Source organism: Micromonospora deserti (assembly GCF_003236335.1).
GTDB classification, from domain to species: Bacteria; Actinomycetota; Actinomycetes; order Mycobacteriales; family Micromonosporaceae; genus Micromonospora; species Micromonospora deserti.
In genome coordinates this window covers 23,584-37,933 of the sequence record NZ_POUB01000031.1, presented here as the reverse complement: position 1 = coordinate 37,933, position 14,350 = coordinate 23,584, and the positions used below count along the sequence as shown (strand labels likewise).

At 71.9% G+C, this 14,350-nt stretch carries 10 protein-coding genes; 5 read left to right on the top strand and 5 right to left on the bottom strand.

Features of this window, described 5'->3' with window-relative positions; genetic code table 11:
* Positions 1 to 1,033 (bottom strand): glycosyltransferase family 4 protein (locus C1I99_RS07645; protein ID WP_111133504.1); only part of this gene is annotated, 1,033 nt, incomplete at its 3' end.
* Between the two features lie 136 nt (positions 1,034 to 1,169).
* Between C1I99_RS07645 and C1I99_RS07640 the strand changes: the two genes are divergently transcribed.
* From C1I99_RS07640 to C1I99_RS07620, 5 genes are all read left to right on the top strand, one after another.
* Positions 1,170 to 2,030, top strand: a complete 861-nt coding sequence (locus C1I99_RS07640; RefSeq protein WP_111133499.1) for an Fpg/Nei family DNA glycosylase — start codon at positions 1,170 to 1,172, stop codon at positions 2,028 to 2,030.
* Positions 2,031 to 2,284: 254 nt separating this feature from the next.
* Positions 2,285 to 3,856 (top strand): sugar transferase, encoded by a 1,572-nt coding sequence (locus tag C1I99_RS07635; RefSeq protein WP_111133503.1) that lies wholly within the window; start codon positions 2,285 to 2,287, stop codon positions 3,854 to 3,856.
* Positions 3,857 to 3,894: 38 nt separating this feature from the next.
* Positions 3,895 to 5,121 (top strand): sensor histidine kinase, encoded by a 1,227-nt coding sequence (locus tag C1I99_RS07630; RefSeq protein ID WP_111133498.1) that lies wholly within the window; start codon positions 3,895 to 3,897, stop codon positions 5,119 to 5,121.
* Positions 5,118 to 5,918 (top strand): LytR/AlgR family response regulator transcription factor, encoded by an 801-nt coding sequence (locus tag C1I99_RS07625; protein WP_111133497.1) that lies wholly within the window; start codon positions 5,118 to 5,120, stop codon positions 5,916 to 5,918. Before C1I99_RS07630 ends, C1I99_RS07625 begins: the two co-directional genes overlap by 4 nt.
* A 64-nt stretch (positions 5,919 to 5,982) precedes the next feature.
* Positions 5,983 to 6,633 carry a DUF5701 family protein gene (locus C1I99_RS07620; RefSeq protein WP_233512392.1) on the top strand — a complete coding sequence of 217 codons (651 nt, stop codon included), beginning with the start codon at positions 5,983 to 5,985 and terminating at the stop codon, positions 6,631 to 6,633.
* A gap of 72 nt (positions 6,634 to 6,705) precedes the next feature.
* On the opposite strand, the gene C1I99_RS07615 is transcribed toward C1I99_RS07620, so the two are convergent.
* The 4 genes from C1I99_RS07615 to C1I99_RS07600 all read right to left on the bottom strand — a co-directional run bounded on the left by C1I99_RS07615 (position 6,706) and on the right by C1I99_RS07600 (position 14,298).
* The gene (locus C1I99_RS07615; RefSeq protein WP_111133495.1) at positions 6,706 to 8,790 is read right to left on the bottom strand and encodes a choice-of-anchor D domain-containing protein; all 2,085 of its coding nucleotides are present in this window, start codon (positions 8,788 to 8,790) and stop codon (positions 6,706 to 6,708) included.
* A gap of 169 nt (positions 8,791 to 8,959) precedes the next feature.
* Positions 8,960 to 10,297, bottom strand: a complete 1,338-nt coding sequence (locus C1I99_RS07610) for a hypothetical protein (protein WP_111133494.1) — start codon at positions 10,295 to 10,297, stop codon at positions 8,960 to 8,962.
* A gap of 259 nt (positions 10,298 to 10,556) precedes the next feature.
* Complete coding sequence (locus tag C1I99_RS07605) at positions 10,557 to 12,659, bottom strand: choice-of-anchor D domain-containing protein (protein ID WP_111133493.1); 2,103 nt, start codon at positions 12,657 to 12,659, stop codon at positions 10,557 to 10,559.
* Between the two features lie 253 nt (positions 12,660 to 12,912).
* Entirely contained in the window at positions 12,913 to 14,298 is a 1,386-nt protein-coding gene (locus tag C1I99_RS07600) for a hypothetical protein (RefSeq protein ID WP_146603917.1), read from the bottom strand.
* Positions 14,299 to 14,350 lie beyond the last annotated feature (52 nt).

Genomic DNA, 14,350 nt, shown 5'->3' with positions numbered 1-14,350 from the left:
GAGCGGAGGCGGCGGTGGCCGGGCCGGTGCCTGCGGGGAGCCGGGGGGTGGCCGCCCCCACCAGATACGGGATGCCGCCGAGCGCGGTGCCGAGCACCGGCCGGCCGGCGGCCAGCGCCTCGATGATCACCGTGGGCAGCACGTCGTGCCAGGTGGAGGTGGCGAGCACCACGGCGCTCGCCGACAGCGCCGCACGCACCCCGGCCCGGTCCAGCGGGCCGAGGAAGGTCACGTCCGCCCGCTCGGCCGCCGCCGCCTCGACCAGCGGGCGCAGCTCGCCGTCACCGGCGATCCGCAACGGGCCGAGCGCGCCGTCGGGGTGCCGCCGCCAGGCGTCCAGCAGCAGGTCCAGCCCCTTCTCGGGAGAGAGCCGGCCGAGGAAGAGGAATCCGGTGCCGAGCGGGGCGGGCCGGCCCGGGTCGGGAATGGCGTTCGGCTTCACCACGATCCGCTCGGCCGGGATGCCGTAGTCGCGCAGGTGCTCGGCGACCGCCGAGGTCAACGCGATGAACCGGTCCACCGAGCGCCAGGTGGGCCGGTGCACGGCCAGGGTGGTGGCCATCAGCGCGCTCTGCGCCCGCGACCCCCGGTAGCAGCGGTGCACGATCGCCGGCACGCCCAGTGCCCGCCCCCGGCAGTCCTGGCAGATCATCCCGTCGCGGAAGTAGAGCCCGGAGGAGCAGACCTGCCGATAGTTGTGCACCGTCTGCACCACCGGCACGCCGTGCCGGTGGGCGGTTCGCACCACCCACGGCGAGAGCAGGGGGTACGGGTTGTGCAGGTGAAGCACGTCCGGCCGGTGCTCGGTGATCAACCGGCTCAGCTCCTGCTGGGCGCGAGGGGCGTAGATCGGCGAGACCGGCAACAGCGCCTTGGCCGTCTTCGGCATCGTCGGGATCTCGTCCGAGCTGCGGATGAACGGCAGCACCTCGACGCCGGCCGCGGTCAGCTGGGCGATCTCCGCGTCGACGATGGTGTTCTCGCCGGACGGCTGGGCTTCCCGGTACCGGTTGTGCGCCACCACGATTCTCACTGGGCTCGCCTTTCGTTCGCGGCCGTGCCCGTCTCTGCTCGCGACCGCGGGGCTCGCAAGCTCACTCCTCACGCTCACGGCAGGGACTCGCGAGCTCGTTCCTCGCGCTCATGGGAAAGAAGGCTACCGTTGGCTGGTGCCCGAACTTCCGGAGGTTGAGGCGCTCGCCGGTTACCTGCGCGAGCGCGCGGTGGGGCGGCGTGTCGACCGGCTGGAGGTCGCCGCGATCAGCGCCCTGAAGACGTACGACCCGGCGCCCACGGCCGCGGCCGGCCGGGCGGTGGTGGACGCCCGGCGGCACGGCAAGTTCCTGGACGTGGTCCTCGACGGCGACCTGCACCTGGTGGTCCACCTGGCCCGGGCGGGCTGGCTGCACTACCGGGAGGGTTTCCCGTCCGCCGCCCCGCTGCGCCCCGGCAAGGGGCCGATCGCGCTGCGGGTACGCCTCGACGACGGCTCCGGCTTCGACCTGACCGAGGCCGGCACCCAGAAGAGCCTCGCCGGCTATCTGGTGGCCGATCCGGCGACGGTGCCCGGGGTGGCCAAGCTGGGCCCGGACGCGCTCGCCGCCGACCTGGCCACCTTCCGGGAGCGGCTGCGCAGCCGCCGGGGGCAGGTCAAGGGCATGTTGACCGACCAGACGGTGCTCGCCGGCGTCGGCAACGCGTACTCCGACGAGATCCTGCACACGGCGAAGCTGTCGCCGTTCGCGCTGACCGACCGGTTGACCGACGCCCAGCTGGCCGCCCTACACAGCGCGACGCGGCAGGTGCTCGGCGACGCGGTGCGCCGCTCGCTCGGCCAGCGGGCGGCGGAGCTGAAGGGCGAGAAGCGCTCCGGGTTGAAGGTGCACGCGCGTACCGGGCAGCCCTGCCCGGTGTGCGGGGACACCGTCCGTGAGGTTTCCTTCGCCGACTCCAGCCTCCAGTACTGCCCGACCTGCCAGACCGGCGGCAAGCCGCTCGCTGACCGTCGGTTGTCCCGGTTGGTACGGTGAGTAACGCCACTCCCCGATTACGGAGAGGAATCAGCCATCCTGCGTCGATGCTCCCGTCTACGGCTCTACGCGGGGGGCCATCCATCGGTATAGTGGCTCGGTCCCCGGCTTCTGAAATGGCGCGGAGCCGGCCAGATCCCACTCAGCACCAGCCCGGCGCAACGTCCCTCGGGCCGGTGTACGCGTGGGAGACTGGGACGGTGGGCGACCCGGGCCCTCACGGCGAGTGAGCGGCACGTGTCATGCGGGAGGACATGGGTGAGGTGACGACAAGCCTCCAGCGCCCGGTAACCAACACAGGCCGGAGCAAACTCGTGCGGCACGTCGACAGCTTCGAGATCCAGCCGCCGACGCCGCCGTCCCACAACGGCGTACCCCGATCGGCGTGGGCCCGGGCCCGGCGCCGCGTCTCCCGCTGGCACCGTCCCTATACCGCGATCCTGCTGCTGCTCGATTTCGCGGCGGCGGCGTTCGCCAGCTTCACCGCGATCCAGACCTTCGACCAGGCACGGGCCGGCTTCTACAACGCCCAGGAGGACCCGACCTGGTTCTTCACCGTGGCGTTCCTGCTGCTGCCGCTCGGCTGGGTGGTCATCCTCTGGTTCAACGGGGCCTACGACCGCCGATATCTCGGGCTCGGCCCGGACGAGTTCAAGCGGGTGATCCGGGGCGGCGTGGCGGTCGCCGCGACGGTCTCCTTCCTGGCCTTCGCCACCAAGACCGACCTGTCCCGGTACACCGTCGGCACCGCGCTGCTCGGCGCGCTGGTGCTGATCCTGTTCGGCCGTATCCTGGCCCGCTTCGTGCTGCACGTGGTGCGGCGCAACATCGGCCAGGCCGGCCACCGGATGGTGCTGGTCGGCACCCTGCCGGAGTGCCTGGAGGTCTACACGGCGGTCACCCGCAGCCCGGCCGCCGGCCTGGTGCCGGTGGCCATCCACATCACCGACGGCTACGCGGCGGCCCGGGGCATGGACACCCCGGTCCCGGTGTACGCGGGCCGCGACGTGCTGGCCCTGGTCCGGGAGGTCGGCGGCGACACCATCGCGGTCTGCGGGTCGGCCAGCGCCGAGCCGGGTGAGCTGCGCCGGCTGGCCTGGCAGCTGGAGGGCTCCGGGGTCGACCTGGTGGTCGCCCCGCAGCTGACCGACATCGCCGGGCCCCGGGTGCACATCCGGCCGATCGAGGGCCTGCCGCTGCTGCACGTCGAGGAGCCGACCCTGTCGGGCCCGGCGCTGCTGGCCAAGAGCCTGATGGACCGGATCGCCGCCGGGCTCGGCCTGCTGCTGCTGATCCCGGTCTTCGTGACCATCGCCGCCGCGATCCGGATCTCCGACCCCGGTCCGGTCTTCTTCCGCCAGCCCCGGGTGGGCCACGAGGGCCGCATCTTCCGGGTCTGGAAGTTCCGCACCATGTACGTCGACGCGGAGGACCGGCTGGCCAGCCTGGTCGACCAGAACGATACCGACGGCATGCTGTTCAAGATGAAGCAGGACCCCCGGGTCTTCCCGGTGGGCCGCTTTCTGCGGGCCTCGTCGCTGGACGAGCTGCCGCAGCTGATCAACGTGCTCAAGGGCGAGATGTCGCTGGTCGGGCCGCGTCCGCTGCCGGCCGACGACGGTGACTTCCTGGGCGACGTGCGCCGCCGGCTGCTGGTGCGGCCGGGCATGACCGGGCTGTGGCAGGTCTCCGGCCGCTCCGACCTGTCCTGGGACGAGGCGGTCCGGCTGGACCTTTACTACGTCGACAACTGGTCGCTGGCGTACGATTTGAGCATCCTGTGGCGGACGGTCGGGGTGGTGCTCGCCCGCAAGGGTGCGTACTGACTCTTGGCGTGGCGCCCCGCAGGGGCCAGGATCGCTGGGTGGGCGCCAATCTCTCCGCCGTCTTCGGCGTCGTCTCGCTGGTCACCGCGCTGGCCGCGGCCCTGTTCGCGGTGATCCGCCTGCGGGGGCGGCGGGGCATCGCCACCGCGACCCAGCGGGCCACCTACGAGGTGCTGCACACCGCCGGGCTGGCCGCCGAGCCGCTGCGCGCCGGGTTGACCGCGGCGAACGCGGCGAAGGCCGTACGCCACCTGAGGGCCCTGGTCGGCGCGGCCGGCCTGGCGCTGACCGACCGGGAGGCGCTGCTCGCCCTGGACGGGCGCGGCGGGCACCACGAGGCGCAACTGGTCGCGGCGGCCCGACGGGTGGTGGCGGCCGGCCGGTCGACGGTGCTCGGCGATTCGGAGTTGTCCTGCGACCGGGTGGACTGCCCGATCCGGGGGGCGGTGGTGGCGCCGCTGACCGGCCCCGACCGGCGGGTTGCGGGCGTGCTGGTCGCGGTCGCCGACGACCAGCCGGCGCCCGGGCTGGTGCAGGCCACCCTGGAGACCGCGCACTGGGCCGGCAACCAGCTCGCCCTGGCCGAGCTGGACTCGTCCCGGGAGCGGCTGGCCCGCGCCGAGGTGCGCGCGCTGCGCGCGCAGATCAGCCCGCACTTCATCTACAACGCGCTGACCGCGATCGGCTCCTTCGTACGCACCGACCCGGACCGGGCCCGGGAGCTGATCCTGGAGTTCGCTGAGTTCACCCGCTACTCGTTCCGGGCGCACGGCGAGTTCACCACGCTGGCCGAGGAGCTGCGCTCGATCGACCGCTACCTGACCATCGAGCGGGCCCGCTTCGGCGACCGGCTCCAGGTGCGGCTGCAGATCGCCCCGGAGGTGCTGCCGGTGACCCTGCCCTTCCTCTGCCTGCAGCCGCTGGTGGAGAACGCGGTCCGGCACGGGTTGTCCCGGAAGCCGGGCACGGGCATGGTGTGCATCGAGGCCCGGGACGCGGGCACCGAGTGCCACATCACGGTGGAGGACGACGGGGTGGGGATGGATCCGACCGCGCTGACCGCCGGCATCGCCGAGCTGGCCGGGGCCGCCGGGGACCCGGGCGACGACCCGGGCGGGCACGTCGGCCTCTCCAACGTCGACGAGCGGCTGCGGTCCGTCTTCGGGGACGGCTTCGGCCTGGTCGTGGAGACGGGCCTCGGCTCGGGTACGAAGGTGAGCATGCGGGTACCGAAGTTCCACGCCGGCGTACGGGCGGGTTCATGAGCGAGCGCGGCGAGCGAACCGACCGGCTCGGCGGCGTGACCGCCAGCGCGTTCCTCAGGGTGCTGGCGGTGGACGACGAGCCGCCGGCGCTGGACGAGCTGGCGTACCACCTGCGGGCCGACCCGCGGGTGGCTCGGCTGCACACGGCGGGCGACGCCACGGAGGCGCTGCGGGTGCTCCGCGACGGCGACGTGGACGTGGTTTTCCTGGACATCCGGATGCCCGGCCTGGACGGCATGGAGCTGGCGCGGGTGCTGCGCCGGTTCGCCCGGCCGCCGGCGATCGTCTTCGTCACCGCGTACGACGACGGCGCGGTGGACGCGTTCGACCTGGGCGCCACCGACTACGTCCGCAAGCCGGTGCGGGCCGAGCGGCTCGCCGAGTCGCTGCGCCGGGTGATCGGCTCGCGGGTGGTGCCGGCGCACCCGGCGGCGCTGGCCCGGACCGAGGAGGACCCGACCATCCCGATCGAGCTGGCCGGCACCACCCGGATGCTGCCCCGCTCGGCGGTGCGCTGGGTGGAGGCGCAGGGCGACTACGCCCGGCTGCACACCGCCGACGGGTCGCACCTGGTCCGGGTGTCGCTGGCCACCCTCGCGGAGCGCTGGGCGGACGCCGGGTTCGTCCGGATCCACCGGTCGTTTCTGGTGCAGCTGAAGCTGATCGCCGAACTACGGCTGGTGAACTCGGGCTACGTGGTGGTGGTCGACTCGACGGAGCTGCCGGTGAGCCGGCGGCACACCCGGGAGCTGAAGGACAAGCTGGTGCGGGCGGCGAAGCAGGACTGGAACCGGTGAAGCGGGAATAACCCCCGACAAGGCGTACGCTGTACGGTACTCCGTACGATGAATGGAGGCCGCCTTGTTCGACGCCGCGACCGAATTCGACCGCCAGCTCGACCGCCTGGTGGAGCTGGGCTACCCGGCGCTCGCCGACCTCACCGAGGACACCTTCCGCGACCTGGTCGCGCCGCTGCGCGCGGCGGCCGTCGCCGGGGCGGCGGAGCTGCCCGCACCCACCGACGCCCGGGTGCCGTTCCTGCTGGTGATCACGCGGGACCTGGTGCCGGTCGAGGACCGGCTGGCCCTGACCACGCTGGCCGGCAAGCGCAAACCCGGTTTCCTGGACCGGCACTACGCCGAGGGCGACCTGCCGCGCTTCGACCCGATCAAGGAGCTGGAGGTGCCGGCCGGGCCGGCGTACCTGCTCTTCGACGTGGACCGGGGCGAGGAGACCCTCAACCTGGCCCCCTCCGCCGCCATGGAGGTGATCACGGGCCAGGACCGGCTGCCGCTCACCATCGACGAGGGGCTCGCCTTCGTCACGCTGCACCCGGCGGCGCTGGCGAAGAACAAGTGTTTCTCGCTGGTCGGCTCCCGCTGCGACGACAAGCGGGTGCCGGCGATCTGGATCAGCCAGGGCGCGCCGAAGCTCGGCTGGTGCTGGTACGGCAACCCGCACACCTGGCTCGGCTCCGCCTCCGCCCGTCCCGAGCGGGTCGGGCTCGCCTGAGCGGTGCGCCAGGAAGCTTCCCGATAGCGAAGGGCGCCCCGGACAGACCGGGGCGCCCTTCGGCGCGGACGATCAGCGGTGCGCCCGGCTACCGGAGCCGAGAACGGCGAAGTGCGAAGTGCCACGGGGCGCCGTACCGCTCGCCGTACCCGGGTGGCGGTGGAACGTGCCGACGACGTCGGCCACCAGGTGGGTGCTGCCGGAGAGGTTGTGCACGTCGAACTGGTAGGCCGGGCCGATGCCGGTGATCACGGCGTTGGAAACCGTCTGCCCCGCAGCCGGATTCAGGTTGCTCGACGTCGGCTTGGGCAGACCCATGTCCGCCGGCCACACCGTGATCACGGTGTTGTTCGTCGGCGAAACCGCGGTCATGTTCGTCACCAGGGCCTCGGTGTCCGAGGGAACCTCCGAGTACGCGCTGACCGACCGGGTCACGTTCGGGCCGACGGCGCCGTTGATGCCCAGCCCGACGCGGCTGTCCAGGATCCGGGTCGGCCTCAGCGGGCGGAACCGCATGCCGTCGGGGACCTGCCCGTCGTCCATGACACCGACCACGTCCACCACGATGTTGGACGTCTGCGACGTGTAGACGGCGAACGACGGGACGGCGTGTCCCGTACCGCAGTCGGTGCAGGAGCTCGTCTTGACGATCGTCAGGTTCGGCACCACCTTGCCGGCGCCGTAGTTGACGGTCGACGAGGTCGGCACGGCCCCCTCCCCCGACCAGACGGTGAGGAAGCCGGCCTTGACCGGGTTGACCGCCGTGACGTTGAGGACCAGCCCCCGGACGTGGCTGCTCAGCTCCGGGCCGAAGTCACTCCAGAGCTGCACGGCGCCCCCCGCCGGCACGGCACCCCCCTTCAGCCGCGAGTCGAACAACCGGGTCGGGTCCAGCGCGCCGTACTGTCCGCCGACGCCGACCTTGCCGAGGTCGAGGTGGTCACCGGCGTAGAAACCGACCACGTCGACCACCACGTCGGTGCTGCCGTTGCGGTTGTAGATGGACACCTTGCCGTCGGCGCCGACCTTGACGGTGACGTTGTTGGAGCCGAGCCACCCCGCCGGGAAGTTGATCGACGAGGCGTTGGGGCGGGTCTCGCCCGCCGGGTAGACGTTGAGGAAACTGGCGGCCGTCGGATTGGTCACCGTCACGTTCAGCACCGCCGAGCCGACCCCGACGGGTACGCCGCCCCGGCCCTCCACCACGAGGTCGACGGTCTGCCCGGCGCCGATCTTCGCCTTGGGCGCACCCAGGCCGGAGCGGGTGTCCATCAGTCGTTGCGGCGGCAGCGGGTAGTACATGCCGGTGACGCCGTAGGCGGCGCGATAGGTCAGCGGCACCACGCGCTGCCCGTGACTGCTGTTGTCGGGCAGGACGAGGTTGGCGGTGTGCCAGCCGGTCAAGGTGGCCCGGGTGGCGACGGTGACCGTGCAGCTGTCACCCGGCGCGACCGTACGGCCGGAGCAGTTGTCCGCGGTGACGGCGAACTGGCCCGCACCGGACCCGGCCAGGCGCGCCGCACCGAAGACCTCCGGCACGCTGCCGCGGGACGCGAAGCTGACCGTACGCGTCGCCGCCGCATCACCGACCGCCAGGCTGCCCAGGTCGACCTGGGCCGGGCTGGGCACGGCCGCGACATAGTCCACCGTCGAATTCCAGCGGAGTTCCCCGCTCAGGGTGCCCGGGTCACCGTCGCAGTGGTACTCGTACGACGCCGCGAAGGAGCTGATCAACTGCGTGTCCGGATCGCGGGCGATCTCGGCCACGGCGACCGAGCCGGCGACCGTGTTGCAACCTTGGCCCGGCGTGGTGATTTCGATCTTGGCATGGTCGGAGTCCGCCGAGCGTGCGGCCGGGTACGTCCGGCCCGCGACCCACACCGACCCCGTGGGCGGGAGCAGGACGACGTCAATGTACTGCTCGCCCCGGACGGCCTTCAGGCGGAGCGTTTCGCCCTGGGCTGGATAGCCGCTGACCGCCGCGTTGTCCGGGGTCCAGACGTCGGGGGCCGGGACGGGGTTGAAGCCGTGGTCGCCGCGATCGGCGGTGACGGCGGTGAAGGAGGCGGTCGGCGCGGCGGAGGCGACTTCCGGCAGGCCGGTGACCACACCTGCCAGCGCGACGGAGGCGCCGAGCAGTGAGCGGAACATGCGCATGGATACCTCTAATGAGGACGAGAAAGATCGTCGGCACAGAGTAGAGGCGCTCCTGACCGGCGGCAAGAAACCTTTCGTCGCGGCTTCCTCGCCGTAGCGCCAGAACGAATCCACCACGTCGGTGGCCCGGTGGGCGCTGCCGGTGTGACTGTAGGCGTTGAGCAGCGCTTCAGTAGCCGCCGGTGGCGAGCACCCGCAGCGGCGCCGGGTCCGGTGTCGTCGTGCCGGCCGGGACGTGGAAGGTGCCCACCACGTCGACCACCAGGTGGGTGCTGCCGGCGAGGTTGTGCACGTGGAACAAGTCGGTCGGGCCGATGCCGGCCAGCACCGCGTTCGAGACGGTCTGCCCGGCGGCCGGGTTGAGGTTGCTGGCGGTGGGCTTGGCCAGGCCCGCCTCGGCCGGCCATACCGTGATGACCGTGCCGGTCGTCGGGGCCACCGCGGTCACGTTCGTCGCCAGCATCCGGGTCGCGTCGGTGACCACCGTGGCGGGTGCCCGCACCGTCCGGGTCACGTTGGCGCCCAGCGCGCCCGAGGTGCCCAGGCCGGTGCGGCTGTCCACGATCCGGGTCGGGCTCGCCGCGGTGAGCCGCAGCCCGCCGGGAAGGCTGCCGTCGTCGATCACCCCGACCAGGTCGACCACGATGTTGCTGGTCTTCGAGGTGTACACGGAGAAGGTCGGTACGCCGTACCAGGGACCGCAGTCGTGGCACGTTGCGGTCTCCACGTGGGCCAGGTTCGGCACCACCCTGCCGGCCAGGTAGTTGACCGTCGACGCGACCGGCACCGGGGTGACGCCGGACCACGCCGTCAGGAAACCGGCCTCGGCCGGCGCGACCGCAGTGACGTTCAGGACCAGCGCCTTCACCCGCGGGCTGGCCGGGCCCAGGTCGACCCAGCGGTTGATCCGGGTGTTCGTCTCCACGGCGCCGCCCTCCTGGCGAGTGTCGACCAGCCGGGTCGGCTCCACCCGCTGGTACTGCCCGCCCCGGCCGTGGCTCGACTGCACGCCGTCACTGCCGGCGTGGAAGCCGACCACGTCGACCACCACGTGCGTCGAGCCGGCGTGGTGGTAGACCGCGACCCGCCCGTCGGCGGAGAGCTTGACCGTGACGTTGTTCGACCCGAGCCAGCCTGCCGCGAAGTTGATCGACGACGCGGTCGGCCGGCTCTGGCCCGCCGGGTAGAGGGTGAGGTAGCTGTCAGCGGTCGGGCCGGTCACCGTCACGTTCAGCACGACCGAGCCGACGCCGGCCGGCGGCACCCCGCCCTGCCCGGTCACCTGGAGGTCGACCACCTCGCGGGCGCCGAGCGCCCCCGTGCGGCCACCGAGCCCGCTGCGGGTGTCCATCAGCCGCTCAGGCGCCAGCGGGTAGTACATCCCGACGACCGACTCGGCGGCCGACGCGGTGGCCGCGGTCGGCTCCGCCGATCTCACCGCCGCCAGGGCAGCCAGCGCGCACGCACCGGCCACGGTCATGGTGAGCAGGGTGCGGAACGTGCGCATGGAGACCCCGGGGGAGGAGAGGGATTCGCGAGCTCAGACTAAAGGTGCCCATCTATGGCAGCAAGCCACGACCAGCCTGTCCGGCGTTCCGGTGTGGTGTGAACGGTGAGTCCTGGCGTCCAGAACCGCGCCACCATCGACGGCCTGTCCGGCATCCGACAGCGCCGGTAGGCGTCGCGTGTCCACTTCTGATCGTGCCGACAACGACGAAGGGGCGTCCCGGTCGGACCGGGACGCCCCTTGTGCCGGGGGTGACCAGCTACGCCCGGGCCGGCGCCGCGACGCCGGAGGCAACCACGGACAGCCCGCGCTCGCCGGCCAGGGCGGCACCGGCGGTGCCCGTGCTCGCCGTGCCCAGGTAGCGGTAGAAGGTGCCGACCACGTCGCTGACCAGGTGCGTGCTCCCGGAGAGGTTGTGCATGTTGAACCGGTCCTGCGGGCCGATGCCGCTGATGACGGCGTTCGAGACGATCTGCCCGGCGGCCGGGTTCAGGTTGCTCGCGGTCGGCTTTTCCAGCCCGACGTCGGCCGGCCAGACGGTCACCACCGTGTCCGCCGTGGGGACGACGGCCGTGACGTTCATCGCGAGCGCCTCGGTGATGTCGGTGACCATGCTCCGCCAGGCGGTGATCGCCCTGGTCTCGCCGGCCGGCAGTGGTCCGAGGAAGCCCGAGCCGATCCGGCTGTCCACCAGGCGGGTCGGGCTCATCGGCTTGAACCGGAGCCCGTCCGCGAGCGTCGCGTCGTCGATCACTCCGACGATGTCGATCACGATGTGCGTCGTCTGCGAGGTGTAGACGGAGAAGGCGGGCACCGTCCTCCCAGACACGCAGTCGGCGCAGACGCGGGTCGGCACGATCGCCAGGTTCGGCACCACCTTGCCGGCGCCGTAGTTGACCGTCGAGGAGACCGGGACGGGGCCTGTCCCGGACCAGGCGCTCAGGAAGCCTGCCTTGGTCGGCGCCACCGCCGTGATGTTCAGGACCACGGCCCGCACGCGCGGATCGGCCTGGGCGTCGAAGCTGACCCAGGTCTGCCTGACCTGGCCCGCCGGCACGGCACCGCCGGTCTTGCGGGTATCGAGCAGCCGGGTCGGTGCCAGCGGGTGGTACTGCCCACCCGTACCCAGGCTGGCCTTGAGCGCGTTGTCGGCGGCGTAGAAGCCGACGACGTCGACGACCACGTCCGTCGAGCCGGCGTGGTTGTAGATGGAGACCTTGCCGCCCGCGCCGACCTTGACGGTGACGTTGTTGGAGCCCAGCCAGCCCGGCGCGAAGTTGATCGACGAGGCGGTGGGACGGCTCTCACCGGCGGGGTAGGCGGTGAGGTAGCTGTTCGCCGTCGGGCCGGTGACCGTCGTGTTCAGCACCACCGAACCGACACCGCTGGCCGGAACCCCGCCACGCCCGGTCACCTGAAGGTCGACCCGCTGACCGGCGCCGATCTTGGCCTTGGGCGCGCCCAGGCCGCTGCGGGTGTCCATCAGCCGCTGGGGGGCGAGCGGATAGTAGGTGCCGATGACGCCGCCGACGAAGCCGTCGACCGACAGCCGCACCCGGCCCGCGCCCCGGTCGGTGGCCACCAGGAGCGGTGCGAGCTGCTGACCCACCTCGGTCGGGTGGGAGCGCACTGTCACCGTGCAGGTCTCGCCCGGTGCCAGGGTCCGGTCCTGGCAGGTCGAGCCGACGACCGAGAAGGCCGCACGGGTGGGCTCGCCGATGGTGGCCCGGCCGAAGTCCATCGGGTCGCTGCCGGCGGAGCGGAAGGTGACCGTACGGGTCGGACTGTCGGCGTTCGCCTCCTGGGCGCCGAAGTCCACCACGCCGGGCTCGGCGATCGCGGCGATGTAGCCGAGCTCGGACTGGTAGCGGATCTCCCCACTCATCAGCCCGAAGTCGCCGGGGCAGCTGTACTGGTAGAAGGCAGCGAACGAGCTGAGCACGCCCTCGGCCGCGTGGTACACCTCGTCGACCTGGAGCGATCCGGCGCCGTCGCAGCTCCTGCCGTCCGAGGTCATCTCGAACTGCGCGAAGGTGCCGTCGCCCGTCCGCGTAACCCCGTAGAGCTCCCCGTCCCCCATCCACTGCTGGCCCACCGGGGGTGCGACGACGATGCTGACGTACGAGCCGGCGGCCTCCGCCCGGATGGTCAGCCGCTCCCCTGCCGAGGGGGTGACCGTGACGGCCGACGTCTCCCCGTCGTACACGACGGACCTGTTTACCAGCGTGGGGCTGTGATCGCCCAGGTCGACGGTGAGGGCCGTGTGCGGGGCGGTGGGCGCGGCGAGCGCCACCGCCGGCAAGGCGGCCGTCGCCGATGCCGCGGCGATGGCCACGCCGAGGAGGGTGCGGAATCTGGGCATGAGGACCCGTAGATAGAGAAGGATAAGAGTGGGAGGGCCGAGTCAGCCTAGGGACAGCGGATCGGCCGGACAAACAGCGCCGGCATCTTGGTGGAAGCGTGTCCCGCTTGGATCCGGCCGGTATGACAGGGTGGCGCCCCGGCAACCGCCAGCGACGTGCTTCGCGAGGTCCCCGGCGAGACCGTGACACCGGGGACGCGGAAGCGGAAGGGCGCCCCGGCCAGCAGCCGGGGCGCCCTTCGACGATGGTGCCTTACTTGCCGGTCGATACCGGGCTGTGCGAACCGGTCGCCTCCGGCCGGACCGAGCCGGCCTTGGCGGTGGGGACGGAGGTGCCCGCCACCGGCGCCGGGTAGTAGAACGTGCCAACCACGTCGGTCACCATGTGCGTCGTACCGGACAGGTTGTGCATGTTGAAGCTGCCGTCCGGGCCGACCGGGGTGAGCGCCCCGCCCGACACCGTCACGCCGGCGTACGGGTTGAGGTTGCTGGACTCCGGCTTGGGCAGGTCGTAGCCGGCCGGCCAGAGGGTGATCACCGTGTTGTTGCTCGGCGCGACGGCGGTGACGTTGAGCGCCAGCACGCCGGTGTCCTCGCTGACCATCTCAGCCGGCGGGGTGATCGTGCGGACCGAGCCCGGGCCGAACACGGACGCGCCCTGGCCGATCCGGGTGTCCACGATCCGGGTCGGGCTCATCGGCTTGAACCGCAGGCCGTACTCCATCGCGCCGTCGTCCATCACGCCGACCAGGTCGGTGACGATGTGCGCGGACTGCGAGGTGTAGACCCGCCACTTCGGCGCGCCGGCGGTGCACCACCAGTCGTCGCCGGTGCCGAGGCACGGCGTGGTCTTGATGTAGGCCAGGTTCGGTACGTTCTTGGCCACCAGGTAGTTGACCGTGGAGGCGGTCGGCCGGCTGCCGACGCCCGACCAGGCGGTCAGGAAGCCCGACTTCGCCGGGGACACCGCGGTGAGGTTGACGATCACCGTCTTGACGTTCGAGTTGTACTCATCGAAGTCGAGGGAGTAATCGATCCAGGACCCGGCCGGCATCTTGCCGGTGCCGTCGTTGCGGGTGTCCCAGAGCCGCGTGGGCAGGTACGGCTGGTACTGGTTGCCGGCGCGGTCGGTGAGGCTGTTGTCGACGGCGTAGAAGCCGACCACGTCCACCACCACGTGGGTCGAGCCGAGGTGGTTGTAGATCGACACCTTGCCACCGCTGCCGAGCTTCACCGTGACGCTGTTCGAGCCGAGCCAGCCCTTGGGGAAGTTGATCGACGATGCCGTCGGCCGCGCCTCGCCCGCCGGGTAGGCGGTGAGGTAGCTGTTCATGGTCGGGCCGGTGACGGTCACGTTCAGCACGACCGCCCCGACGCCGGTGGACGGGATGCCGCCACGGCCGGAGACCTGGAGGTCGAACTTCTGGCCCGCGCCGAGGGCACCCGTCCGCCCACCGGTGCCGTTGCGGGTGTCCATCAGGCGGGCGGGCGAGACCGGGTAGTAGGCGCCGGTGACGTCGTCGAGGACGGCCGCGGCCGCCTGCGGCGCGGCGGGAGCCGCGGACGCCGTACCCGGCAGCACGGCGAGTGCACATGCGCCGGCGAGAGAGACGCCGAGCAGGGTGCGGAATTTGCGCATAGAAACCCCGTGTCTGGAGAGGAATTGGGAATTGCCGTCTCAGAGTAGGGGC